This is a genomic window from Pedobacter sp. T50_32 (assembly GCF_057652195.1).
Genome location: NZ_JBYFBY010000007.1, coordinates 61165 through 86191, shown reverse-complemented (window position 1 = coordinate 86191; position 25027 = coordinate 61165). Strand labels below are relative to the sequence as shown.

Below are 25027 nucleotides of genomic sequence, written 5' to 3'. Positions count from 1 at the left end.
AGCACTACAATAGAATGATGTTTAAAAATTCGCTGATGAAAAGGTCTAACTGGCAGGCTTTCATCAAACGCTCATCGGGTGGCATTACGGTAGAACGGAAAACCGTTTTGCTGTCCGCTTCGCTTTCCTTGCGAAAACGGGTGCTGTTCTTGATTTGACTTTGCATCAGGCTTAACCCCAGTTGTCCGATAAGCTGATTGTAAACGTCATATAAGGGTGTGCTTTCCCTGCCGTCCACCTGGTTCCAAAACAGGTTAATGGTCTGTATGGAAGTTATGCCCTTTTTCATAATCACATCCTGTAAAAGCTGCGTGAAGATGAGCGTACTTTCCATTACCACACGGTCTGCCGTAATGGGCGTAAAGATGTGGTGCATACCTGCCAGTGCTTTCAGTATGCCGGGCGTGTTCACGGTTCCGGGCAGGTCGAAGAATAGCACATCAACCGGAACGGGAGAAGTGTTTACAAATTCGTGCGCCGCATCGAGTACGCTATCCGCTTTGTGCTGGATAATGGGATAGGCTTTTTTGTTGATGGTGGTAAACTGCTTATACGCCAGTTTTTTCAAAGCCTCGTTTTCCATTACCATTGCCAAATCACGGGTTTTCATTTTCATCAGGCTGTGCTGCGGAAAATCCGCATCAAATACGGCTACGTTGTAGCCCAAACGATAGTGCATCGTACTGGCAACAAGTGTAGTAAATGTGCTTTTGCCAACGCCACCTTTTTGAGAAGAAAAGGCGACAAACAGCGGTTTCTTTTTTGTGTCCATATTTTAAAATTTAAAGTTTACATCTTACTGTTTTCAAGCTTGCAGGCTTTCAGCCGTGCAGTCCTGATTTCGTGCTGTCTTTATTGCAGGATAGCCATCAGGCTTGCCTGCGGGAATTGCTGATTGCCTGCTTCCCTGCCGTACAGCAGCCCTGCATCGTATCAGGCGGGATTGCGTTCTTGCATTCGTTCCGTCCGTCATTCCATCCGTCACGCAAACGTGATTGTCTGATAGCAGGCTGTCACACTTTCCGTCATTCCTGCGCTCTTGCTTTCTTGCATTCCTGAAATCTTGCAGTCTTGCAGGCAGAATAACCTGTCATCTTGAATGTATGCCGTCTGCTCGTCCTGAAGTACGGGCTGCCTGCCTGCCGACATTCAAGGGCAAAGAACTCATCAAATTCATTCGGTTGTATATCAGTGGCAGTGTTTGGCGGTCAGAGGCAGCATTTGGCACTGTGGTACAGTGCAACGCAATCATAAACAAGGCTTTACTTTGTATTGTGATTTTTATTAACGGATTTATGCAAAAGTCTTTTGACATATCAGGAGGTAACGGGAACGACATCGAGCCGTTTTTCCCTGTTACATACAATCCGTCCCGCAGGGCGGATTTTTGTGTTCACCGGAACACGGCAAGTTGTGTTTTGAGGCACTCGAAACTGAGTTTAGTGCCTCAAAACAACTTGCCCTGCTGGGGGCAGAAAACACCTTCCGAAGTCAGGGTTTTGTATGATTTTAAAATGGATTAGTGATGAATGAGAACAATAACAGCAAACGGAACAAGGGCGGTCGAAAGCCGAAGCTCAACCCAAGCACCCACCGCCACGTTTTCCGTCTTACTGACGAGGAAAACGCCAAACTTTTATCGCTTTTTGAAGCATCGGGAATGAACAATAAAGCCAAGTTTCTCATTTCGCAGGTGTTTGGAAAGGAAATGAAATCGGTTAAGATTGATAAAGGAACGGTCGATTATTATATGCGACTGACTTCGTTTCACACGCAATTTCGGGCAATAGGTGTCAATTATAATCAGATTGTAAAGCTGTTGTACCGTCATTTTTCGGAGAAAAAGGCAGGAGCATTTCTCTACAAATTGGAAAAACAGACGGCTGAAATGGCAATGTTGTGCCAAAAAATCATTCAGCTAACCGCAGAATTTGAAGCCGAACACCTGAAAAAACAGCGTGAGAAATGATAGCAAAAATCGGAAGAAGCGAAAATCTGTACGGTGCTTTGGCGTATAATAATCTGAAAGTTGAAAAAGAAAACGGACAAATTCTGTTTACCAATAAGATAATTGAAACGCCAAACGGAGCATATACCGTTGCACAATTAACCCAATCTTTTGAGCCGTACCTCATCGCAAATCGCAATACGCAATATCACACCTTGCATATTTCGCTCAATCCCGACCCGAACGACAAAGTAAGCGATGACCAATACAGGGAAATGGCACAGGAATATATGTGGGAAATGGGCTACTGCGAACAGCCTTTTGTAGTCTTCAAACATACCGATATTGACCGTAGCCATATACACATTGTATCGGTTTGCGTGGACGAGCAGGGCGTAAAGATTTCGGACAAGTTCGAGAAAATGCGGTCAATGAACGTATGCCGAGAATTGGAAAGAAAACATCATTTAATACCTGCCACAGATAAGGAGCGTAACCAAACCGACAAGGTTTTCCGTCCGGTGGATTATCGGGCAGGCGATATAAAAAGTCAGATTGCTTCGGTCATTCGACACCTGCCGAATTACTATCAGTTTCAGACTTTGGGAGAGTATAACGCTTTGCTATCCCTGTTCAATATTACCACCGAAAAGGTGGAGGGCGAACTGCACGGAAAGGCACAGCAAGGTTTATTGTACATTCCATTAGATGAGAAAGGCGAAAGAGCCGGACACCCGTTCAAGGCTTCGCTTTTCGGGAAGAACGCAGGGCTTCCGGTTTTGGAATTGCATTTTGCGAAATGCAAAACAAGCCTGAAAGATACCCCAACCAAACAGACCTTACAATCAGCCGTTACCATTGCCCTGCAATCTACCGACAATGAGCAGGCTTTTAAAAAGCAATTAGGGGAACAGGGCATTAACGTTGTGGTGCGTAGGAATGATGCAGGTCGTATTTATGGAATGACCTTTATTGACCACAATTCCAAAACGGTATGGAACGGCTCACGTTTGGCAAAGGAACTATCTGCCAATACCTTTAATGACTATTGGAACAACGACATCAAACCAAACATAAAAGAGCCAGCCGAGCCACAAAAAAAGTCCGTTACGCCAAAAGATGCAGACGAATTGACTGCGGAAAAACCACATCATTTCTTTGACTTCCTGAACACAGAGCCGAAGCACGAAGATGGTTTGATAGAAGCCTTTGGCGGTTTGCTCATACCCGATGCACAGGGCGAAGATTACGAAGCACAAGCCTTTGCCAACAAGATGAAGAAGAAGAAACGGAAACGCAAAAGAGGTCAGCAGTAGTATTCAGCCAAATACCGCCACGCACCGCCATTGAGTGCCACATTCTTATTGCCACAGCACAGAGCCTTTAAATTCACGCCCGAACATTAAAACTGAAAAATAATGCAGGGAGAAGACGATTTAAGAGGACTTGCCAAGATAATGGCATTTATGAGAGCAGTGAGTATTTTATTGGTACTGATGCACCTCTATTGGTTTTGCTACGGTTTCTTTTTAGAACGTGGTTGGACGTTGGAAGTAATCAACAAAATACTGGGCAATTTCGACCGGACGGCAGGTTTGTTTTCACATGCCTTATATACCAAAGCATTCGCTTTGGTTTTGTTGGCTTTGAGTTGCTTAGGAACGAAAGGCGTAAAGAATGAGAAGATAACCTGGTCTAAAATATACGTGGCTTTGGGCTTGGGCTTTGCGCTGTTCTTCCTGAACACACCATTGTTGAAGCTATCACCGGCAACAGGCACTTTCCTGTATATGCTGACTATCTCTTTAGGTTATATCGCTTTGCTGATGGCGGGCGTATGGATGAGCCGATTGCTGCGCACTAACCTACTGGACGATGTTTTTAATAACGAAAACGAGAGCTTCCAACAGGAAACAAAATTGATGGAAAACGAGTATTCCGTAAACCTGCCCACCAAATTTTACTACAAAGGCAAATGGAGCAACGGTTGGATAAACATTGTAAATCCTTTCAGGGCATCAATCGTGTTGGGTACTCCGGGTTCTGGTAAATCGTATGCTATCGTGAACAACTACATTAAGCAGCAGATTGAGAAAGGCTTTAGTATGTATATCTACGATTTCAAGTTTGACGACCTTTCTACTATTGCCTACAATCACTTACTGAAGCATCGGGACAAGTACAAAGTTCAGCCGAAATTTTACGTGATAAATTTCGACGACCCACGCAAGAGCCACCGTTGTAACCCGCTTAATCCCGACTTTATGACGGACATTTCAGATGCTTACGAAGCGGCATATACCATAATGCTGAACCTCAACAGGTCGTGGATACAGAAGCAAGGCGATTTTTTTGTGGAAAGCCCAATTATATTGCTTGCTGCTATTATTTGGTATCTAAAAATCTATGAAGACGGGAAGTATTGTACATTCCCACACGCCATAGAATTACTAAATAAAAAGTATTCGGACGTATTCACGATTTTAACCTCATATCCCGATTTGGAAAATTATCTGTCGCCTTTTATGGATGCCTGGCAAGGTGGAGCACAAGACCAATTACAGGGGCAGATCGCTTCGGCAAAAATTCCTTTGTCAAGAATGATAAGCCCTCAATTATACTGGGTAATGACAGGGGACGATTTTACGCTCGATATCAATAATCCCAAAGAGCCAAAGATTTTGTGTGTAGGCAACAATCCCGACAGACAAAATATCTATTCGGCAGCATTGGGTTTATACAATTCAAGAATTGTAAAGCTGATCAATAAAAAAGGACAGCTAAAGAGTTCCGTTATCATAGATGAGTTGCCTACAATATATTTCAGGGGATTGGATAATTTGATTGCAACAGCGAGAAGTAATAAGGTGGCAGTTTGTTTAGGTTTTCAGGATTTTTCGCAGTTAACAAGAGATTACGGCGACAAAGAGAGTAAGGTAATCCAGAATACCGTGGGTAATATATTCAGTGGGCAAGTGGTTGGAGAAACTGCCAAAAGCCTATCGGAACGCTTCGGTAAAGTATTGCAGAAACGCCAAAGTATGACGATCAATCGTAACGATAAATCTACCTCTATCTCCACACAGTTAGACAGCCTCATTCCGGCTTCTAAAATCTCAACACTTACACAAGGGATGTTTGTGGGTTCTGTATCGGATAACTTCGATGAACGTATTGAGCAAAAAATATTTCACGCTGAAATTGTGGTAAATAATGAAAAGGTAGCTGCCGAAACCAAAGCCTATCAAAAGATACCACAAATCCTATCCTTTGTAGATGACAGCGGAACAGACAATATGAAGCAGGAAATTGAAAGCAACTATAAACGCATAAAATCCGACATGATACATATTATTGAAAACGAAATGGAGCGGATCAAGAACGACCCAAACTTACAGCATTTGATACAATAAAAGAAAATTGTCGTTTGAGAAAGTTAGTTCAATTGTGGAATTTCAAAAAACGCCTTTAATGTTTTAAACTAAATTTCGGATATAAATCCGTTTTCTGTTCTTGCTCCTTTTATCGAGAAAGGCTATTTCTAACGTTCTTCGTGATATATACACTTTGATTAAACATTTTTTCACGTAAAAGAATAATAAATAAATCAGGAATCAAAATTGTAAAAATGTGGTTTGGTAACATTTGTTACAATATATTATAAACGCTAACTATACTTTTACGCATAAACATAAATAGTAAGGGTATGAAAGCACATTATCAAATAGTCATAATTGGAGCTGGTACAGCCGGTATTATGACAGCAGCTCAGCTTTTAAAAAAGGATAAGTCACTTGACATTGTCATCATTGATCCGGCAGAGATGCACTATTATCAACCAGCCTGGACATTGGTCGGAGCAGGAACTTATGATTTCGACAAAACGGCAAAACCTATAAAGGATTTAATTCCACGAGGTGTAGAATGGATACAGGATTCCGTGACAGAATTCTTTCCCGAGCAAGCCAAAATAAAAACCAAGCAAGGACAGGTAATTAGTTACAGTTATCTCATTGTTGCTCCCGGATTAGTGAATGATCTTTCCTTAATAGAAGGATTGGAAGAAGCAGTCAAAAAAGGAGTTGTATGCAGTAACTATATCGACCCGAAATATACCTGGGAATGCCTAAAGAACTTCAAAGGTGGAAATGCGGTTTTTACTCAACCTACAACCCCTATCAAATGTGGCGGAGCTCCACAGAAAATTATGTATCTGGCAGCAGACTACTTTCGCAGGAATGGATTAGATAAGAAATCAAATGTAGTTTTTGCTACTCCCGGTACTGTCATATTTGGAGTAAAGCGGATTGCGGATACATTGATGAAAGTTATCCATCGATACAATGTACATTTTAAACCTTTTTATGCTCCCGTTAAAATAGATGCCGAACAAAAAATAATCTATTTCAAAAGTGTTGCTCCTGATGATAACAACTGTATCGTAAACGAAGGTAATGTTTTGGGAGAGAAACAACAAGGTGACTCATTGATTGAAATGCCTTTTGATTTGTTGCATTTAGCTCCGCCACAAACAGCTCCAAAGTTTGTAAAAGAATCTGTGTTGGTAAATGATGCAGGTTGGTTAGACGTAGATATAAATAGTCTTCAGCATAAAAAATTCCCTAATATTTTTGGTTTGGGAGATGTCGCTGCTTTACCAACCGCAAAAACCGGAGCAGCCATACGTAAACAGGCTCCTGTAGTGGTAGATAATATCCTTAAACTGATAAAAGGAAAAACTGCCAACAACAAATCATACCAAGGTTATTCATCTTGTCCCTTAGTAACAGGTTACGGAAAAATGGTATTGGCAGAGTTTAATTACAAAAACGAATTTACGCCCGACCCAAAACTCAAAATGATGCTGATTGGCGACAGTTCCAAAGAACACTGGCGTTTGTGGCTGTTAAAAAAATATATGCTTCCTTATTTGTATTGGCATAAAATGATGAAAGGCGAAGATGTTTAGTCCTGTGTAACCTATGTAACAGACTATCTCTTTTTATAAGCCGAAATTTGCAACAATAAAAAAGAATGAAACTATAATTTATGGAATGGATTTTACAACCGTGGCCGTGGTATGTTAGCGGACCATTGATTGCACTGACGATGTTTATTCTACTTTACGTAGGTAAAAATTTTGGAATGTCGTCTAATTTAAGAACACTGTGCACCATGTGCGGTGCAGATAAAACCTGTGATTTTTTCTGTTTTGACTGGAAAGCACAACGATGGAATTTATTGGTCATGAGCGGAGCCATCATTGGTGGTTTTGTTGCTTCTAATTATCTTTCAAATAATCAAATACCTGACTTAAACCCAAAAACGGTTGAACATTTAAAGGAAATAGGTTTTGAAAGTGCCGGGAAAGCATATGTACCAACAGAGCTTTTTGGACAGGAAGCTTTTTCAGACCCTAAGACATTGGCTATACTACTAATTGGCGGAATATTGGTTGGTTTTGGAGCACGCTATGCAGGTGGTTGTACTTCAGGTCATGCCATATCAGGTATCAGTAATTTACAGTTACCGTCATTGATTGCTACTATTGGATTTTTCATTGGAGGATTAATTATGGTACATCTTATTTTTCCTTTAATTTTTTAATACCAATGAAAAGGCTGGTGGTAATGCTGGTTGTAGTTATACTTTCTCAACCAATAAAAGCACAAGAAAACCACACAAAAGATACTCTTAAAAATAAATCTTTGGTTTCTTATCTGAAAGAAGGCGAAATCAGCGGACATATCCGAAATTATTTTTTGATGACTGAAAACCATAATGGAAACGATTATTATGCCAATGCCATTGGAGGTGTATTAAGCTATGAAACCAAATCGTACAAAGGTTTTCAGTTAGGTGTTTCAGGGATATTTACCTACAAGGTGTTTTCATCAGATTTGAATAAACCTTACGATCAGACCAATAAATCATCACGATGGGAGCAGGAACTTTTTGATGTGAACCATAAAGACAATTTTAAAGATTTAGACCGATTGGAGGAACTGTATATCAAATATCATTGGAAAAATTCGTATATAACCTATGGAAAAATTCCTATAGAATATACGCCTTTATTGAATAAAAGCGATGGAAGAATGAAGCCTTTTGCTTTTCAGGGAGGTTGGTTGCATCACAAAGATGAAAAATTTCAGGCTGATGCGGCATGGATTCACAGAGTTTCCCCAAGATCAATGACCGAATGGTTTTCAATGGAAGAGGCTATCGGATTGACAGATAACGGCTATTTACCGAATGGCGAAAAAGCAGATTATGAACAATCAACATCCACGAGCAGTTTGTTTATTGCTCATTTAGGAAAGGAATTTAAAAATTTGAAAGTCAATTTTTGGAATTTTCATTTGGATAAATTCATTAACACCTCCTGGTTGCAATTGGAGTATGCAAAAAAAAATTGGGAGCTTGGCATTATTTATTCTTATCAGATACCGCATTCTTATCAAAAGGAGCTTGATTACGCAAATAGGTATATACAGCCGGATGAAAACGGACAGGTAGTCAGCAGTATGCTGAAATACAAAAATGGTTCATCACAATTTAAAGCAGCTTATACCAAATCTTTTGAGTCCGGCAGGTACTTATTCCCGAAAGAATTGGGGCGGGATCAGTTTTATACTTCCATGCCCAGAAGCCGTATCGAAGGATTGGGTGGAGTTGATGTCTTTGCAATGGGGTATCAGTACAGTTGGAAGCATTTATTTTTGAATATCGATGCCACCACTACCCATGGAGCAGTAACAGATGACTATGAATTAAACAAATACAATATCGATGATTATTACCAGATCAATACACGTCTTCATTATGAATTTTCCAATTTCTTAAAAGGGCTTCATGTCGAGTTACTATATGTCTGGAAGCAAAATAAGAGCGAGCATAACACAAAATTGGTTGCACAAAGAAGCGATTACAACCAAATCAATCTAATAACAAATTTTAATTTTTAAAAGCAATGAAAAATATAGTTTACTTACTAATCGGAACATTTTTCGGAATTGTTATGTACAAATCCGAAGCAGCATCCTGGTTCAGAATATATGAAATGTTCCAGTTTCAATCCATTCACATGTATGGATTGATGGGTAGTGCCTTAGCCGTAGGAATAATCATAGTACAGTACATCAAAAGAAACAAAGTAAAAGACGTGAATGGCAATCGCATTGTCATTGCAGACAAGGATAAAAGTATTCCACGCTATTTAATAGGCGGTATTCTTTTTGGATTGGGCTGGGCGTTGGCAGGAGCATGTCCGGGTCCTATGTTTGTAATGACAGGGGCTGGCTATTTTCCGATTTTAGTTGTAATTTTAGGAGCTGTATTAGGCACTTGGTTATATGGATTGATAAAAAATAAGTTGCCTCATTAAAATCAAAATAACTATGGAAGAATTAATCCGTGAAACCTATCGGGGTATATTTGAAAAAGAGCTGATTGACGAAATAATTTCAGTTTCGAAGCTGGTTGAATTTAAAGAAGGCGATGTGTTAATCGATATAGGAAAATACATCAAAACCATGCCTTTGCTTATTAGTGGTGCTATAAAAATAATGCGTGAGGATTTTGATACAGGTGAACTATTACTATACTTTATCGAAAAAGGAGATACTTGCTCTATGACACTTACCTGCTGTATGGGCGATAAAAAAAGTGAAATCCGGGCAGTGGCAGAAAATAATGGTTTGGTAGCGATGATTCCCGTAGGGAAAATGGAAGAATGGATGGGTAAATATAAAAGCTGGCGTGCTTTTGTTTTTGAAAGTTATAATAACCGTTTCAATGAGATGCTCGCAGCCATAGACAATATAGCATTTACTAATATGGATAAGCGACTTTATAATTACTTGTTTGAAAAGAGTAAAATAAACGACTCCAATATCATTACCAAAACCCACCAGGAAATTGCTTATGAACTCAACAGTTCACGAGTGGTTATTTCCCGATTGTTGAAAGCTTTGGAAAATGAAGGAAAAATAAAGCTGAATCGCAATAACATAGAATTGTTAAACTAACGCTATGGAAGAAACCAAAGGCGAACAAATAAATTCACCTTTCAAAAAAGACCTGATACTTAGAGAAGAATTAGCTATCCAACGTACATTTCTTGCCAATCAATCGACATTTCTTTCATTTTTAAGAAGCTCCATGTATTTTTTGGTGGCTGGACTTAGTGTCAACAAGCTCGTTGATGGTAACGAGGCGGTTATTTTTGAATATATCTTGTTCGTTATATCCGGGCTTTTACTCGTTGTGGGCATTATCAACTATTTCCGCAACCACAAAAAAATCAAACAAAGTGAAATTCATATAGGAGATTATAAGCTGAAATATGAAAAGGTAGAATGATTGAAACTAAAGAAAAAATACGCTTAGGATTAAAAGAAAACTGGCAGCAATTCACCTTACTTGTCCTTGTCAATATGATGGTGGGGGGCATGGTCGGCTTGGAAAGAACCGTTGTCCCATTGGTTGGCACAGAAGAGTTTCATATACAATCCGATGTTGTTGTTTTTTCATTTATCATTGCTTTTGGTGTTGTCAAAGCATTTACCAACCTGATTTCGGGTGTGCTGGCAGACAAATATACCCGAAAGAAAGTTTTGATCTGGGGTTGGTTATTTGGTTTACCTGTTCCATTTCTTTTAGCTTTTGCACCGTCTTGGAATTGGATTTTATTTGCCAATGTATTACTGGGTATCAGCCAAGGATTTGCTTGGTCTATGACCGTCAATATGAAAATTGATTTGGCAGGTAAGAAAAATAGAGGTTTGGCAATGGGGTTAAACGAAGCCGCAGGTTATGGAGCGGTTGGATTGACTGCATTGCTTACGGGTTATTTAGCATCTCATTACGGACTGAGACCGCAACCTTTTTATATCGGAATTGCTTATACCCTTGTTGGATTATTACTTTCCATTTTTGTAGTACAAGATACCCGAAAATTTGCTCAATTAGAGGCCAGGCAAGTATCAACGGACGAATCTGCTCATAAGCCCAACTTATGGTGGGTGTTCAAAGAGACTTCATTTAAAAACAAAAACCTGTTTTCTATTTCTCAAGCTGGACTCATAAACAATCTGAATGACGGAATGTCTTGGGGTGTATTCCCTTTGCTCTTTATGTCTATGGGAGTAGGCTTGGAAGGTATAGGCTGGATCAAAGCCGTTTATCCTGTCGTTTGGGGCGTAGGGCAAATTGTTACCGGACCTTTAGCCGATAAAATCGGAAGGAAACCATTGATTGTTTGGGGAATGTTCGTCCAGGTTTTAGGCCATGTTGTTATCGGTTTTGAATGGTTTCAGCCTTTAACATCGGGCTTGATTGGTTCGGTACTTTTGGGCATTGGAACTGCAATGGTTTATCCTGCTTTATTAGCAGCTGTAAGCGATACTGCACATCCCAACTGGCGGGCATCATCCCTGGGCGTGTATCGTTTTTGGCGAGATATGGGCTATGCTCTTGGTGCATTGATGGCAGGAATAGTCGGTAGCTTCTTCGGATTAGAATGGGCTGTTCACATAGCAGGAATAATTACATTTATTTCTGGTATTATCGTATGGATAAGGATGAAAGAGGCTATAGCTTAAAAAAAGTGATTTGAAGAAAGGTTTATAAATTGACAACGAACTAATGTTATAATTTATTCTTCTGTAACAATTGTTACGATAAAAAAACTTTTATAAAAATAACTTTGTTGCAATAATGATTTCAAACGATTCTCTTTGAAAAAAATAGTCTTGTACATTTTCCTTTTCACTATGGTGCTTAGAACATTCTATGTACAATTTCATTATGCTTTTTATTTGATAGACAGAGAAACCTACATCGAACTGTTTTGCGAAAATCAGGACAAACCCGAAATGCACTGTGATGGTAAATGTAGTTTGAGCAGAGCCACAAAAGAAACTTACGACAAAGAGGATAAAATTCCAGAACATATAACCACTCTGATCTTTCCTGACTTTATTCCTACCGAAAAATTCACCTTAGAGTTTATAACAATCGAAAGATTACAGAAGAAAAAAATCATTGCCCAACAATCTTTATACTCTTTTCTGTATTTGGATAAATGCAAACACCCACCCGAAAATTTGATGGTCTAAATTCAAAATCCCTGATGTATTCACGGGACATATTTATTATTCATCAAATTTTTAAACAAAATGAAATCAATACTTTGGGTTTCACTTTGTGCAATGCCTTTTATGGCTGCGGCACAAGAGAAACAGCAACAAGATAGCGTAAAAACGACTATCTTAAACGAAATTATTATTAACGGATACAGGCTAGAAAACCCAACTTTTAGCAAAATTTCCAACAACTACAATGAAAAAATAGTACAACCCAAGAATGTAGCAGGACTTTTTAACGATATCAATGGTTTCTCACTAATCAAAAGAGGAAACTATGCAATGGACCCGACTTTTAGGGGGGCTCAATATGAACAATTGAATATTCAATACGATGGTGGTATCAAAGCGATGCACGCCTGTCCCAACCGAATGGACCCGATTACTTCTCATATCGCTCCTGAGGAAATCGAAAAAATCGAAATTATCAAAGGACCGTACAGTGTTCGTTATGGAGCTACATTTGGTGGCATTGTTAATCTCGTTACCCGCAATCCATCCAAAGGAAAACACGGTTTGCATGGTTCAGTAGCTTCGGGCTATGAAACCAATGGAAATGCGTATGTAGGAATGGCTCAATTACAATACGTCACTGATAAATTCGACCTTGCCGGAAATTTCGGTTACCGCAATTATGACAACTACAAAGATGGTGACGGGACAGAAATTCCGTCGGCTTTTAAAAGTACCGATTACGGATTAAAATTCGGTTATAACATCGAAAAGAATCACCGTATACAAGCCGCATGGAGACAGGCTTTTGGTCGGGATGTGCTACACGCAGGTTTACCGATGGATACCGATTTTGACAATAGCAGCATTGCTTCGTTGGATTATAAATGGCAACATTTCGGAAAAATCATTCAACAATTCCAAGTAAAAACCTATTACAGTTATGTAGATCATCTGATGACTAATTTTGACCGTTCTACCGCAAGAGCTACCGAGTCTTCTGCCTTAGTAGAATCCCGTACGGCAGGAATAAAAGCGGAGTTGGAATGGAAAACATCGGATAAACTGCATTTTTTCAGCGGAATAGATTACCTGCACATCGGCAGAGATGGTGACAGAACAAGCTTGATAAAGATACAGAACGGCAATCCGCTTACGGACCCTGTCACACGGATTAATTCAATATGGCAAGATTCTTATATTGATGATTTGGGCATTTACACAGAAGGAAAATGGAATTTTGCTCCAAGCTATATATTAACAGTAGGATTGCGGTACGATAGGGTTATTTCCGACATTCGTAAACCCGAAAACGATTTTGCTTCGCTTTATGATTTAGGAAAGAGAACCGAAAACAATATCAGCGGAACACTTTCCCTTAAAAAAGCAATCAGCAACCGCTTGTTTATAGAATTGGCTTACGGGCGTGGCGTTCGTTCGGCCAATATGATTGAACGTTACATCAATCGGTTCAACGTAGGTCAGGACAATTATACTTATACCGGAAATCCCAATTTGAAAGCGGAAATCAATAACCAGTTTGAAATTGGAGTAAGCGGATACGAAAACCTAAACGATTTTTTCAACACACTTTATTTTGAAGGTTCGGTCTATTATTCCTTTTTGGACAATTACATTTCGGCAGTCATTGAACCCGCAATCGGAACGGATGCTAAAGTATTTACTAACATACGTGACGCTTACAAAACCGGAGTGGATGTTTCAGTTAAATTAGATTTTGCCAATCATTATTTTCTAAAAACAGACCTTTCGTATGTATATGCACGCAATAAAGATTTTGATGAGTCATTACCGTTAATTCCACCGTTTACGGCACGTATATCTGCAGGATTTGAAAACACTAAATTCTGGGGAAATATGCAGTACAACATTGTAGCAACACAAAATGAATTAGCACCTTCCTTTGGAGAAATAAGTACAGGAGGTTATCAAACAATGGATTTGCGTTTAGGATACCGACCTGTTGAAAATTGGAGCATCGGTATTGCAGGACTGAATATTTTTGACAAGACTTACCACAATCATCTAAATTTTGCATTCCGCAATCAGGAAGGTTTTGCTAATGTTCCCATCAATGAACAAGGAAGAAATTTTACCGTTTTTGTTCAATATAAATTTTAAGGGAAAATGAGCAAGTTAACCAAAGCACATAAAATAACCACTATCACCGGCTTAGCGATCGTCATTGCGAATATGATTGGCACAGGAGCTTTTACCAGTCTTGGCTTTCAGTTGAAGGAGCTGAACAATCCGATGGTGGTTATTTCGCTTTGGATATTAGGCGGAATATTAGCTTTGTCAGGAGCATTCAGCTATGCAGAGGTAGGAACCGCCATTAAAAAATCGGGTGGCGAATATGCTTTTCTTTCCAAAATATACCATCCTTTAATCGGGTATTTGTCAGGTTGGATTTCGCTTACCGTTGGCTTTGCAGCACCTGTTGCTTTGGCAGCGATTGCTTTTTCGGAGTATTTTCCATTTGGGAATTTCAATGTCAAATGGATGAGTATTGCTTTGGTCGCTGTCATCACATTAATCCATACCCGAAGTTTGAAACTGAGTGCCGAATTTCAAAACATCAGTACTTTGCTCAAAGTAATTTTGATTGTAATAATCATCAGTATTGGTTTGGTTTTACCGGAACATTCGGGAAATGAAATTATTACTTACAAAGGATATTTTACGGAATTGACCTCAACAGCTTTTGCCATCGGCTTGATTTATGTAAGCTATTCCTATTCGGGCTGGAATGCGGCAGCTTATATTACCGAAGAATTTGAAAATCCTTTAAAATCTTTACCCAAAGCACTTATCGGAGGAACGGTTTTGGTAACGGTTTTATACACCTTATTGCAATACGTTTTTCTGAAACACGTTCCGGTTAACGATTTGGCCGGGCAACTAAATGTAGGCACCATTGCTACAAAGCAAATGTTGGGAGAAAAAGCAGGAAGTTTCTTTGGGTTGGCTATTTCATTACTGTTAATCTCAGGCATTAGTGCAATGGTTTGGGTTGGTCCGAGAGTAACATTAAGCATTGCAAAAGAACATCGTCTTTGGTCGTACTTTCAAACACAGGAAAACGGCATTCCTAAAAGAGCCTTGTGGTTGCAGTTTGGCATCAGTGCATTATTGTTGCTTACCGGAACCTTTGAACAGATTATGATTTATTGCGGAATATTGCTCACGGCTTCTTCTTTAATGACGGTTTTAGGTGTATTCAAATTGCGAAAGCAAAATCAAAATCAACAAATAAAAGGTTTCAAAAGTCCATTATTTCCGCTGTTTCAAATTGTGTTTATTCTTTTATCTGTATGGATGATTACCTACGCGTTTATCAATAATCCGTTTGAAACAATATTAGGAATGAGCAATTTACTCATTGGAACAGGAACTTATTTCTGGAGTAAAAAATTAGAAAAGTCTAATTATTAAATTAATATAAAATGAAAAAACAAATTATTACCGCAATCCTTGCGATTGCCTCAACCAGTACAATTATGGCACAGGAACATCAAAACAAAAAGCATCACGGTCACGGAGACGGAAAACCTGCACACTCTGCAAATGAATATATGCACAAATCTTCTACGGATGATTTGATTAACCGTTTCGAATCCAAAGAACGTGACGAATACCAGCAACCGCACAAGGTGATGCAATACTTAGGCGACATCAATGGAAAAGCCATTATGGACATTGGTGCGGGAACGGGATATTTTTCTGTGAAACTTGCCAAACACGGAGCAAATGTAATTGCAGCCGATGTAAATGATGAGTTTCAGACTTTCCTAAAAAAACGTATTGAAGACAACAAAATCGAGAATATCACTCTTCGCAAAATACCTTTTGACAGTCCTGATTTGAAAGACAATGAAGTGGATATGGTGTTAATCGTAAATTCATATCACCATATTGACAATCGAGCCGAGTATTTTGCAAAAGTAAAAAAAGGTTTGAAAAATGACGGAGAATTAGTGGTGATTGATTTCTTTAAAACCGATGTTCCGGTGGGACCTCCAACAAACCATAAAGTTTCGATTGATGAAGTAGTAGCAGAATTGAAAAAAGCGGGTTATACTTCTTTTGAAGTGAATGTAGATTTACTGCCGTATCAATTTATTATTAAAGCGAAATAAATCTCCTTTCTGTAACAATGGTTACTGTGTAAATTCCTGTTACGACATAATTTTACAACAGTTTAAAATGTAATAAAAATGGAAAATAAGGCAACAATACAGGAGTTCAATCGCTTCTTGAATATTCACGAACAACTTTATCTTCAAACGCTGGAATTACTGAAAGATGTTCCCGATGAAGTATTTAACAGTACACCGATTGATAACGAAGTGATGTATCTCGGAACTCGTGTGAATACAATTAATATAGGTGGATTAATCCGTCATTTTGTATTGGCAGAAATTCATTGGTTTCAGGCGATGAAGGAAGAAGAAAGCGGATTAGCAATTCCAAAACCCGATAACGCTTCTTTATTGGAAAACATTGCAGACGGACAGGAATTAGTGGAAAAATACAAGGACGTTTTTGCCAAAGGATTTGAAATCTTAAAAAGCTATACCGAAGAAGATTTGAATAAAACCGTTTCCTTTATGGGACGGAAATACACGGTAATGGCATTTCTGTGGATTACGTTTGGGCATCATTCGTACCATTTAGGACAAGTGGATATGCTGATGCGTCAAAACGGAATTTATCCGGCTGAATATATGGAATGGCCCAACACTTCAACCTTAATCGGATAATGGAAAACATTAGAAAAAAGTACGAAGAACTGCTGGGTTTCGTTCCGGAAAACATCGAGAAAAGGTTAAAATTGGCAGCACTTTCAGACGAAACAGATGCCATAGAAATCATCGAAAAATACCGAGAACAACTCATTTACAACAATCCACTTGACAAGAAAACCCAGCAATTGGTTCACTTTGCTCTATTGATTGGCGGAATGCACAAAGAACCTGCAAAATTGCACGCCAAAGGAGCCTTAAAAGCCGGAGCTACCGTAAAAGAACTTTTTGGAGTTTGCGAAACCGCAGCGATTACAGGTGGAATGCCTGCATTTAGCATGGCAGTAGATTGTGTGTTTGAAGCAATTGAAAATCCTGCTTAGAAAGCTGTTTAATAGCTTTAGTGAAAAACGAGGATTAAATGTCCTCGTTTTTTATTTGTGTAACCTTTGTTACAGTGTAGCTTAATGAGCTAAACTACTTTTACATTTTTAAAATAGTTTGGATTAAATGAATTTGTCTGAAAGACAGCTGGAAATCATAAAGGCATCAGGTAAAATATTGATGGAAAGTGGCATTGCAGGGCTTACAACTAAAAATTTGGCTCGGGAAATGCATTTTTCAGAAAGTGCTTTGTATCGTCATTTCAAAAATAAAGAGGCAATCGTAACACTATTAATTGCTTATTTATCAGAAAATATTACCCAGCGTTTTGATACTATTATCAATACAAAACAATCACCGGAAGAAAAGTTTAAAGCACTTTTTAAAAGTCAGTTTTCGTATTTCAAGCAAAATCCGTGTTTCATCAATATTGTTTTATCAGACGGGTTGATTGATAATTCCGAGGAGGTAAAAAATGCCATACAGCAATTATTACAAACTAATTTCATCCGTTTCAATTCCCTGATAAAGGAAGGACAAGAGACAGGTGTTTTTAGAACAGTAATAGCTTCAGAAGAACTCGTGCATATTGTGATGGGTACGTTTCGGCTGCAAATGCTGAAGTGGAAATTGACTTCTTTTGAATTTGATGTTGAGGTTCAGGGACAAAAAACAATGAACAGCATTTTAGCTCTAATCAAAGTATAATATAAATATTTTTTTGAATGAAAAAGTTAGTGAATATTCACAAACATAAATTGCTTATAGTCATCCTTTTCTTGCCTTTTATGGTAAGGTCTCAGGAGAAGAAAGAATTTCATACGCTGGACGAAGTACTTGCCTTTGCAAAGGAGAAAAAAGTCAGTTTCAGAAATGACATCATCCAGCAAAATTTAGCAGAGCTGACCAGAAAAACCGCAGTTGGAAATGCTTTTAATCCGAGAATTCCGGTATCGGCTCAAGTTATTGATAATATGAATTTGCAAACCAATTACATTCCTGCCGAAGTTTTCGGCGGTTTGCCCGGTTCTTTTCGTGAAATCACAATGGGTTTGCAATATGTCAGCACATTCAGCATACAACCGCAGTTCGATATTATTAACCTTGGAAATATAAGTCGTATAAAACTTGCCAAAACCAATCAGGAACTGGTAGCCAATCAGCAAAAAATAAACGAATGGACTATTTATGATCAGTTGAACGGCATTTACTTTAATATCTTATCGTTTCAGGGACAGCAACAGATGGTAGAGCAGAATATCGTCATTGCAAAACAAATTTTAACCATCGTAAACAACAGATTTGAAGAAGGACTTGTACGCAAACAAGATGTAAACGAAGCCGAAGTGAACCTTATTCGATTACAGGATCAGCTTTCGCAATTGCAATTTAATATCCAAATCCAACAGCAAAATCTTGCTTTGTTTTTTGAGAATGAAGTCAATCCCATTTTAAATCAAAACATTCGAGATTTTGATCATAAACAAATATTGACAGAAGCAAACAACAATTTATGGGTAAACCATTATCAGCTGAGAGAAAAAGTGGCAGAACAGGAATGGAAAGCGGCACAAAAACAACAGTTACCCGTTTTGGGATTTGTATCTTCCTTTAATTGGCAAAACTTGAGTAATGAGTCCTTTTTTCACCCTAATTCCAATTGGATTAGATATAATTATGTTGGTCTTCGTTTGAGTTGGGATTTACCTACTACCGTTTCAAAATATTCGGCGGTAAAAGAGAAAAAAATGCAATGGCAAATGGCCGAAAATGATCGTATTCACTTTTTGCGTGAAAACGAAACCCGCAATAGCAATTTGTTGGTGGAGTACGAAAAAGCATCTTCACAGCTCGAAAATTTTAAGAAAATTCAAACCTTGAAAGAAGATACTTATCAGAAATACTTCGATCAGTATCAGGAAAATATTCTGCCCTTAGACAAATTACTTACTGCACAAACGGATATGCTGCTGAGCCAGCTAAATGTTATTACAGCTTTGGCAGGCATTGGATTTAGTGAAAATAAAATTATCATCAATAATAAGTTTTAAACTATGAAAATAAAGTTGTTCGTTACCATTGTACTGTTCGCTACACTACAATCCTGTGGTTCAAAGGAAGAAGCGCAGCCGGTGGTAAAAGATATAAAAGAATTAGTTTTTGCATCGGGAATGCTCGATTGGGATGATGCCTATCATCTCACGGCACAAACAGATGGCATACTTACAGAAGCCAATTTTGAGGTGGGAGACAAAGTGAATACAGGAAAGGTCATTGCGGTTATCGACAATCCGTCTAACCGTATCAATACGCATTCGGCAGAGGAACAATTAACCATTGCCAACGAAAACCTAACGGAAAATTCGCCTGCCATTCAGCAACTGGAACAAAACATTCGCTATGCAGAAAGCAAATACGAGCAAGACAAACAACAAGCTGAACGTTATGAACGCCTGTTCCAAAAGCAAAGTGTAGCCAAGGTAGAATTTGAAAATATGCAATTGGCAGCAAAAAATTCACTGGCACAGCTGAATGCCTTAAAAAAGCAAAAAGCAGAACTATTGCAACGTGCCAAAACACAGCAGATTTCTAACAAAAATCAGCTACAAAACAGCAAAGTGATAGAACGATACAATCAACTGATAATACCTCAAAATGGTACGATTGTCAACAAGCTGAAATCAACAGGCGATTATGTCAGAAAAGGAGATATTGTTGCTACAATTGCTGATGACAGCAAACCGGAAGTGGTATTGAACGTAGATGAAAAAAGCATCGGAAAAATAAAATTGGGACAATTGGTTTATATTCAGTTTAACACAGATAAAAGCAACGTGTACGAAGGCAAAATCAGTGAAATAGTGGCTGCATTTGATGAAAAAACACAATCATTTGTTGTAAAAGTGTTGCTGAATGAAGCACCTTCAAGTAGTATTTACGGCACACAGTTGGAAGCCAATATTTTGACAAGCGAAAAGAAGAATGCTTTATTAATTCCGAGAAGTTATTTGGGCTTTGGAAATAAGGTAAAACTAAAAGGAAAAGACGAACCCGTTGTTGTAAAAACAGGTATCATTTCTACCGAATATGTAGAAATATTGGAAGGAATTAGCAAAGATGATATTCTGGAACATATAAAACCTTAGACTGATGAATATTAATACAGACATAGCCAGAACCTATCTGTTTTCGGGCAAAAAAATGACTGCTGTAGCCGTTCTTGGTGTGTTGCTCGGAATGTCGATCTATATTTTCATGAACAGTTTACTGGTTGGTTTTGATAAAGCATCTGACGAAAATATTTTCAAAAATACGCCACATATTCGGTTGTACCATGATGATGTCATCAGCAAAAATCTGGTAAGTGATACTGCTGCCGAATACCTGATTTCTAATCCGAAAGTAGTACCCAAAGTCAATACTATCATTAACCCGAACGGTATTGCAGAAATGGCACAACAGCAAAAGGAAGTAACTGTGGTAACAGCCCAGGTAAACACAAGCGTGTTTTATAATAACGGAAGAACTCAAGTGAGTGGATTAAGCATCGGGATAAAGCCAGATGAAGCAGATATGATGTACAGCATTACTTCATCAATGGTTGAAGGTAAATTTGAAACCCTGAAATCCGACCCGAACGGCATCGTAATCGGTATAGGAATAGCAGAAAAAATGAACTTGGCACTTGGTGATAACATCAATCTTACATCACAAAAAGGTGTAACTAAGAACCTGCGTGTAGCAGGTATTTTTCGATCATTTAATTCAACTGCCGACGACACCAAATCGTACGTTAATCTATACACCGCTCAGCAATTGCTCAAAGAAAACAATGTGTATGTAACAGACATCAGTGTCAATGTAAAAGATCCGCACCAGGCGGCAGCCGTTGCCGAAAAGTTATCTCAATTAACCGGATACAAATCCGAAGATTGGAAAGAGAGTAACGAATCGCTGATGGCACTCAGCAAAATGCGGTTCATTATGATCAATTTTGTCTCTACAGCCATTATGCTCATTGCCGGTTTTGGCATTTACAATATCCTGAACATGACCGTTTCCCAAAAAATAAATGACATTGCCATATTAAAGGCTATTGGTTTTAAAGGGAACGACGTGATACGGATTTTTGTAACGCAGGCATTATCTATTGGCTTGATCGGTGTAGTTGGCGGAATGTTGATGGCATTGCTAATGATTACCTTGTTGAAAAAGGTATATATCGGTGGTGACATAGGATACTTTCCTGTAGATTATGAACTGCAGAAATTCATTCAGGGAGTTGTTATGGGCTTAGTTATTACATTTTTTGCCGGATACATTCCTGCCCGTAAAGCAGCAAAAGTGGATCCGGTCAGCATTTTTAGAAAGTAAATCATGGATAAAAATATCGTTTTAAAAACAGAAAATATCGACAAGTATTTTTATGACCCGGTAGAATTTCAGGTGTTGAAAAATATTGGTTTTGAAGTAGAGAGAGGTGAATTTCTAACACTTATCGGGAAGTCAGGGAGTGGTAAATCTACTTTGCTCTATATCCTTTCCACTATGGACAGAGATTATAATGGAAATTTAGTGATAGATAATGAATTAATTACCGGAAAATCGGTTGATGAACTGGCTGCAATCCGAAACGAAAAAATAGGTTTTGTATTCCAGTTTCATTACCTGCTGTCAGAATTTACCAGTCTGAAAAATGTGATGATTCCTGCACTGAAATTAGGTAAGTTTTCACCAAAAGAAATAGAAGAACGGGCTTATGAAAAGTTAAAAATGCTGGGTATGGAAGATCAGGCTCTCAAACCTGCGAATAAACTTTCGGGTGGACAGCAACAACGTGTTGCCATTGCCAGAGCGTTAATTAATGATCCGTTGATTATTATGGGTGATGAGCCAACAGGTAATTTGGACAGTAAAAATACAGACATTGTTTTTGATATTTTCAAAGACCTGACCCGCAGTTTTGGACAGACCATTATCGCTGTAACCCACGATGATGAATTCGCTCAAAAAAGTGACCGAACCATAGAAATGAAAGACGGAAACATCATTGGCGGACATACAAATTAAATACAATGAACAATAACATATCTATACCTCAAAACATTGAAAATCAAACTTCGTATAAAAGAAAAGTTTCTTTATCGGAACTATTTCGTTCGCTGGTATTAGCACCGAGGTCAGCAATAGTATTTATCAAAAATAAAAAACAGAACACCATTGATGAACAATTTTTAGAAAGATTGCAACTGGCAGTAACTGAGGTCAACTCTTGTGCCGTATGTTCATACGCCCATACGCAGATGGCATTAAAAATGGGAATGAATAACGATGAAATATCGGGTTTCCTTACGGGAGACAAAAGCTTTGTCAAACCCGAAGAATCGAAAGCTGTCCTATTTGCTCAACATTATGCCGAAACACGTGGATTGCCCGAAATGGAAACATACGAAGCCATTGTAAAAGAATACGGAAAAGAAAAAGCAAGAATTATATTAGCTGCCATTCAACTGATGCTGATGGGCAATATGATTGGCTTACCAATGAGTGCACTCCGTGCCAGAAAGAAAGGGAAACCTTATTCAGATAGTTCTTTGTTGTATGAATACGGAATGATTATAGCCGCTATATTCATAATTCCGATTGCATTGGTTGTTTCATTCGTAAAATGGATTTTTGGAAGACCGAATATCTATTTTGAGACCAACAAAGAATAGGTAAAAGATTAAAACAATGGAACAACTGCTTTTTTGAATGATTTTTTATTCCTGCACCCCTATGTAACCTATGTTACTTTCCGCCCAAATGAGAATTGCTAATTTTGGTAATTTAAAACTACACTATATCCATGTGAAGTTAGTGTAGATAATTATATAACATTGAAATTTTAAAGCAGTTAATATATGAAATCTATCTTTTTTAAAAGCAGTTTCCTTGGGTTGGTAGCCTTACTCTTCTTATCGAATTCCTCGTTTGCACAAGGTCTTTTTTTTGAACGTATTTATGACGAAACGCTATCACAGGCAAGTTATGTGATTGGCGATGCACAAACTAAAGAAGTAATTGTTATCGACCCTAAAAGAGACATTGATACCTATTTGCAAATTGCAGAGAAACATAATTTGAAAATTACCAAAATTACCGAAACACATATTCACGCAGACTTTCTCAGTGGTTCGAGAGAACTCGCAGCAGTTACTAAAGCACCCTTGTATTTATCCGATGAAGGCGGAAAAGATTGGCAATACGATTTTCCACATACCGGACTGAAAGATGGCGATAAGATTTCGGTTGGAAGTATTACGATAGAAGTCATTCACACCCCGGGACATACGCCCGAGAGCCTGACTTTTTTGGTTAAAGACGATACAGAAAATCCAATCAAAGCCATTACCGGAGATTTTATTTTTGTAGGAGATGTCGGTCGTCCTGATTTATTGGAGAAAGCAGCCGGACAGATTGGTTCGCAGGAGCTTGGAGCAAAACAACTCTACCGTTCTATCGAGAAATTTTTGAAATTACCAGATAATACCGAAATATGGCCGGGACACGGAGCAGGTTCTTTCTGTGGAAAAAGTTTGAGCAATATTCCACAATCGACTTTGAAACAGGAAAAACTGACTAATCCGGCTTTGCAATTTTCAGGGAAAGAAGCAGATTTTGTAACTTATATTTTGAAAGACCAACCAGCTCCACCAAAATATTTTGCGGTAATGAAGCATCTGAACAAAGCAGATCGTCCGCTATTGGTTGAAGTGCCAAAACTTGCTGAACTCAATCAAAAAGAAATAGATAATGCAATTAAAAATGGGTTAATCGTTATAGATGCCCGTCCTAAAGCAGTTTCGAGTCAAGGATTTATTTCGGGAAGTTTTCTGATTGAAAATATGAAAACATTCTCCACATTTGCCGGTTCGATTGTCGATTATCAAAACCAGATTATTTTGATTGCCGAAGAAAATCAAATCGAAGATTTGATGCGAAAATTGATGCGTATCGGGATGGACAACATCTATGGTTACATTACCAATCCGTCTGAACAAAATTTGGCTTTGCAAAATGTAAAAACCATTGATATAGATACTTTCAAATCGTATTTAGGAAATAAAAACGTTCAGAAAATTGATGTCCGTACCGAAAACGAATACAAAAGCGGACACATCAGCGGTGTTGAAAACATAGCATTAAATACGCTTGAAAAGAATTTAGATAAAATCAATAAAAACGAACCAGTTGTCATTCATTGTCAAAGCGGTGCACGTGCAGCAATAGCTTATTCCATTCTTGTAAAAAACGGTTTTGAAAACATTCTGAATTATTCCGGAGGCATCAATGATTGGGTGGAAAAAAAGAACGAACTTGTGAAATAATTTTTTTGAATTCTAACGATGCAAAATAAATCTAAAGCCATTCAGGATTTATACGCCGACGAATTGGCACATTGCTACGGATGTGGAAAGAATAATCCCTTTGGCTATCAGTTGAAAACGTATTTAGTGGGCGATGAAACTATTGCCCATTTTACGCCAGATGAAAAATCCACAGCACTTCCCGGCAGTGTTTACGGAGGTTTGGTGGCTTCTCTTTTGGATTGCCACCGTACAGGTTCTGCCGCAGCCTTTGCTTGTGTTGCGGAGAATATTGATCTTGAAAATACAGAAACTATTCCGGTAAGATGTGTAACTGTTCATTGAAAGTAGATTTCAAAGCACCTACACCTATGGGAGTTGAACTGGAACTAAGAGGAAAACTACGAAGTATCGAAGGACGAAAAATATGGGTTGATATGACACTTTCCGCCGGTGATGCTCTTTGTGCAACAGGAGATA

25 protein-coding genes are annotated in these 25027 nt (G+C 38.4%); 24 read left to right on the top strand and 1 reads right to left on the bottom strand.

All coding sequences use genetic code 11. The annotated features are described in order from the left end of the window. Nucleotides 1-4 precede the first annotated feature (4 nt). Nucleotides 5-772 carry a ParA family protein gene (locus AC23ME_RS18330; protein ID WP_487729202.1) on the bottom strand — a complete coding sequence of 256 codons (768 nt, stop codon included), beginning with the start codon at nucleotides 770-772 and terminating at the stop codon, nucleotides 5-7. 753 nt (nucleotides 773-1525) lie between these two features. Here AC23ME_RS18330 and mobA point away from each other — a divergent pair. The 24 genes from mobA (at nucleotide 1526) to AC23ME_RS18210 (ending at nucleotide 24892) form a co-directional block, all read left to right on the top strand. After that, nucleotides 1526-1969 (top strand): conjugal transfer protein MobA, encoded by a 444-nt coding sequence (gene mobA / locus AC23ME_RS18325; RefSeq protein ID WP_487729201.1) that lies wholly within the window; start codon nucleotides 1526-1528, stop codon nucleotides 1967-1969. After that, a complete protein-coding gene (gene mobB / locus AC23ME_RS18320; RefSeq protein WP_487729200.1) occupies nucleotides 1966-3264 on the top strand; it encodes a conjugal transfer protein MobB in 1299 nt (432 codons plus the stop codon). Before mobA ends, mobB begins: the two co-directional genes overlap by 4 nt. Nucleotides 3265-3366: 102 nt before the next feature. After that, on the top strand, nucleotides 3367-5361 hold the full coding sequence (gene mobC, locus AC23ME_RS18315) for a conjugal transfer protein MobC (protein WP_487729199.1): 1995 nt from the start codon (nucleotides 3367-3369) through the stop codon (nucleotides 5359-5361). A gap of 293 nt (nucleotides 5362-5654) precedes the next feature. Next, the gene (locus AC23ME_RS18310; RefSeq protein ID WP_487729198.1) at nucleotides 5655-6917 is read left to right on the top strand and encodes an NAD(P)/FAD-dependent oxidoreductase; all 1263 of its coding nucleotides are present in this window, start codon (nucleotides 5655-5657) and stop codon (nucleotides 6915-6917) included. Between the two features lie 80 nt (nucleotides 6918-6997). Then, nucleotides 6998-7555: a YeeE/YedE family protein gene (locus tag AC23ME_RS18305; protein ID WP_332656567.1), complete on the top strand. Its 558-nt coding sequence runs from the start codon at nucleotides 6998-7000 to the stop codon at nucleotides 7553-7555. A gap of 5 nt (nucleotides 7556-7560) precedes the next feature. Further along, nucleotides 7561-8916 (top strand): hypothetical protein, encoded by a 1356-nt coding sequence (locus AC23ME_RS18300; RefSeq protein WP_487729197.1) that lies wholly within the window; start codon nucleotides 7561-7563, stop codon nucleotides 8914-8916. Between the two features lie 5 nt (nucleotides 8917-8921). Next, complete coding sequence (locus AC23ME_RS18295) at nucleotides 8922-9335, top strand: YeeE/YedE family protein (RefSeq protein ID WP_280046129.1); 414 nt, start codon at nucleotides 8922-8924, stop codon at nucleotides 9333-9335. 13 nt (nucleotides 9336-9348) lie between these two features. Beyond that, the gene (locus AC23ME_RS18290) at nucleotides 9349-9978 is read left to right on the top strand and encodes a Crp/Fnr family transcriptional regulator (RefSeq protein WP_280046127.1); all 630 of its coding nucleotides are present in this window, start codon (nucleotides 9349-9351) and stop codon (nucleotides 9976-9978) included. 4 nt (nucleotides 9979-9982) lie between these two features. Next, nucleotides 9983-10312 (top strand): DUF202 domain-containing protein, encoded by a 330-nt coding sequence (locus tag AC23ME_RS18285; RefSeq protein WP_135834295.1) that lies wholly within the window; start codon nucleotides 9983-9985, stop codon nucleotides 10310-10312. Further along, a complete protein-coding gene (locus tag AC23ME_RS18280) occupies nucleotides 10309-11553 on the top strand; it encodes an MFS transporter (protein ID WP_135834294.1) in 1245 nt (414 codons plus the stop codon). Before AC23ME_RS18285 ends, AC23ME_RS18280 begins: the two co-directional genes overlap by 4 nt. A gap of 135 nt (nucleotides 11554-11688) precedes the next feature. Beyond that, nucleotides 11689-12069, top strand: a complete 381-nt coding sequence (locus AC23ME_RS18275) for a hypothetical protein (RefSeq protein ID WP_487729196.1) — start codon at nucleotides 11689-11691, stop codon at nucleotides 12067-12069. 60 nt (nucleotides 12070-12129) lie between these two features. Then, entirely contained in the window at nucleotides 12130-14190 is a 2061-nt protein-coding gene (locus AC23ME_RS18270; RefSeq protein ID WP_135834292.1) for a TonB-dependent receptor domain-containing protein, read from the top strand. A 6-nt stretch (nucleotides 14191-14196) separates the two neighbouring features. Beyond that, nucleotides 14197-15504 carry an APC family permease gene (locus AC23ME_RS18265; protein ID WP_135834291.1) on the top strand — a complete coding sequence of 436 codons (1308 nt, stop codon included), beginning with the start codon at nucleotides 14197-14199 and terminating at the stop codon, nucleotides 15502-15504. A gap of 11 nt (nucleotides 15505-15515) precedes the next feature. Then, nucleotides 15516-16208 carry a class I SAM-dependent methyltransferase gene (locus tag AC23ME_RS18260; RefSeq protein ID WP_487729195.1) on the top strand — a complete coding sequence of 231 codons (693 nt, stop codon included), beginning with the start codon at nucleotides 15516-15518 and terminating at the stop codon, nucleotides 16206-16208. 78 nt (nucleotides 16209-16286) lie between these two features. After that, the gene (locus AC23ME_RS18255; RefSeq protein WP_487729194.1) at nucleotides 16287-16832 is read left to right on the top strand and encodes a DinB family protein; all 546 of its coding nucleotides are present in this window, start codon (nucleotides 16287-16289) and stop codon (nucleotides 16830-16832) included. After that, the gene (locus AC23ME_RS18250) at nucleotides 16832-17197 is read left to right on the top strand and encodes a carboxymuconolactone decarboxylase family protein (RefSeq protein WP_286385882.1); all 366 of its coding nucleotides are present in this window, start codon (nucleotides 16832-16834) and stop codon (nucleotides 17195-17197) included. The genes AC23ME_RS18255 and AC23ME_RS18250 overlap by 1 nt, the downstream gene beginning before the upstream one ends. A 127-nt stretch (nucleotides 17198-17324) precedes the next feature. Further along, nucleotides 17325-17906, top strand: coding sequence for a TetR/AcrR family transcriptional regulator (locus tag AC23ME_RS18245; protein WP_487729193.1), 582 nt, complete (start codon nucleotides 17325-17327; stop codon nucleotides 17904-17906). Between the two features lie 17 nt (nucleotides 17907-17923). Next, nucleotides 17924-19249, top strand: coding sequence for a TolC family protein (locus tag AC23ME_RS18240; protein WP_487729192.1), 1326 nt, complete (start codon nucleotides 17924-17926; stop codon nucleotides 19247-19249). Nucleotides 19250-19252: 3 nt separating this feature from the next. Continuing rightward, nucleotides 19253-20344 (top strand): efflux RND transporter periplasmic adaptor subunit, encoded by a 1092-nt coding sequence (locus tag AC23ME_RS18235; protein ID WP_487729191.1) that lies wholly within the window; start codon nucleotides 19253-19255, stop codon nucleotides 20342-20344. 4 nt (nucleotides 20345-20348) lie between these two features. Continuing rightward, entirely contained in the window at nucleotides 20349-21572 is a 1224-nt protein-coding gene (locus AC23ME_RS18230) for an ABC transporter permease (protein WP_487729190.1), read from the top strand. Nucleotides 21573-21575: 3 nt separating this feature from the next. Beyond that, nucleotides 21576-22268 carry an ABC transporter ATP-binding protein gene (locus tag AC23ME_RS18225; protein WP_487729189.1) on the top strand — a complete coding sequence of 231 codons (693 nt, stop codon included), beginning with the start codon at nucleotides 21576-21578 and terminating at the stop codon, nucleotides 22266-22268. A 5-nt stretch (nucleotides 22269-22273) separates the two neighbouring features. Further along, entirely contained in the window at nucleotides 22274-22915 is a 642-nt protein-coding gene (locus tag AC23ME_RS18220; protein WP_286385872.1) for a carboxymuconolactone decarboxylase family protein, read from the top strand. Nucleotides 22916-23137: 222 nt separating this feature from the next. Beyond that, entirely contained in the window at nucleotides 23138-24568 is a 1431-nt protein-coding gene (locus AC23ME_RS18215; protein ID WP_487729282.1) for an MBL fold metallo-hydrolase, read from the top strand. An 18-nt stretch (nucleotides 24569-24586) separates the two neighbouring features. Beyond that, nucleotides 24587-24892, top strand: coding sequence for a hotdog family protein (locus AC23ME_RS18210; protein WP_280046106.1), 306 nt, complete (start codon nucleotides 24587-24589; stop codon nucleotides 24890-24892). The last annotated feature ends 135 nt before the right edge of the window (nucleotides 24893-25027 follow it).

Excerpts from the sequence above, each read along its gene's own strand:
- AC23ME_RS18330 (WP_487729202.1), bottom strand. The coding sequence starts at position 772 with ATGGACACAAAAAAGAAACCGCTGTTTGTCGCCTTTTCTTCTCAAAAA.
- mobA (WP_487729201.1), top strand. The coding sequence starts at position 1,526 with ATGAATGAGAACAATAACAGCAAACGGAACAAGGGCGGTCGAAAGCCG.
- mobB (WP_487729200.1), top strand. The coding sequence starts at position 1,966 with ATGATAGCAAAAATCGGAAGAAGCGAAAATCTGTACGGTGCTTTGGCG.
- mobC (WP_487729199.1), top strand. The coding sequence starts at position 3,367 with ATGCAGGGAGAAGACGATTTAAGAGGACTTGCCAAGATAATGGCATTT.
- AC23ME_RS18310 (WP_487729198.1), top strand. The coding sequence starts at position 5,655 with ATGAAAGCACATTATCAAATAGTCATAATTGGAGCTGGTACAGCCGGT.
- AC23ME_RS18305 (WP_332656567.1), top strand. The coding sequence starts at position 6,998 with ATGGAATGGATTTTACAACCGTGGCCGTGGTATGTTAGCGGACCATTG.
- AC23ME_RS18300 (WP_487729197.1), top strand. The coding sequence starts at position 7,561 with ATGAAAAGGCTGGTGGTAATGCTGGTTGTAGTTATACTTTCTCAACCA.
- AC23ME_RS18295 (WP_280046129.1), top strand. The coding sequence starts at position 8,922 with ATGAAAAATATAGTTTACTTACTAATCGGAACATTTTTCGGAATTGTT.
- AC23ME_RS18290 (WP_280046127.1), top strand. The coding sequence starts at position 9,349 with ATGGAAGAATTAATCCGTGAAACCTATCGGGGTATATTTGAAAAAGAG.
- AC23ME_RS18285 (WP_135834295.1), top strand. The coding sequence starts at position 9,983 with ATGGAAGAAACCAAAGGCGAACAAATAAATTCACCTTTCAAAAAAGAC.
- AC23ME_RS18280 (WP_135834294.1), top strand. The coding sequence starts at position 10,309 with ATGATTGAAACTAAAGAAAAAATACGCTTAGGATTAAAAGAAAACTGG.
- AC23ME_RS18270 (WP_135834292.1), top strand. The coding sequence starts at position 12,130 with ATGAAATCAATACTTTGGGTTTCACTTTGTGCAATGCCTTTTATGGCT.
- AC23ME_RS18265 (WP_135834291.1), top strand. The coding sequence starts at position 14,197 with ATGAGCAAGTTAACCAAAGCACATAAAATAACCACTATCACCGGCTTA.
- AC23ME_RS18260 (WP_487729195.1), top strand. The coding sequence starts at position 15,516 with ATGAAAAAACAAATTATTACCGCAATCCTTGCGATTGCCTCAACCAGT.
- AC23ME_RS18255 (WP_487729194.1), top strand. The coding sequence starts at position 16,287 with ATGGAAAATAAGGCAACAATACAGGAGTTCAATCGCTTCTTGAATATT.
- AC23ME_RS18250 (WP_286385882.1), top strand. The coding sequence starts at position 16,832 with ATGGAAAACATTAGAAAAAAGTACGAAGAACTGCTGGGTTTCGTTCCG.
- AC23ME_RS18245 (WP_487729193.1), top strand. The coding sequence starts at position 17,325 with ATGAATTTGTCTGAAAGACAGCTGGAAATCATAAAGGCATCAGGTAAA.
- AC23ME_RS18240 (WP_487729192.1), top strand. The coding sequence starts at position 17,924 with ATGAAAAAGTTAGTGAATATTCACAAACATAAATTGCTTATAGTCATC.
- AC23ME_RS18235 (WP_487729191.1), top strand. The coding sequence starts at position 19,253 with ATGAAAATAAAGTTGTTCGTTACCATTGTACTGTTCGCTACACTACAA.
- AC23ME_RS18230 (WP_487729190.1), top strand. The coding sequence starts at position 20,349 with ATGAATATTAATACAGACATAGCCAGAACCTATCTGTTTTCGGGCAAA.
- AC23ME_RS18225 (WP_487729189.1), top strand. The coding sequence starts at position 21,576 with ATGGATAAAAATATCGTTTTAAAAACAGAAAATATCGACAAGTATTTT.
- AC23ME_RS18220 (WP_286385872.1), top strand. The coding sequence starts at position 22,274 with ATGAACAATAACATATCTATACCTCAAAACATTGAAAATCAAACTTCG.
- AC23ME_RS18210 (WP_280046106.1), top strand. The coding sequence starts at position 24,587 with ATGCAAAATAAATCTAAAGCCATTCAGGATTTATACGCCGACGAATTG.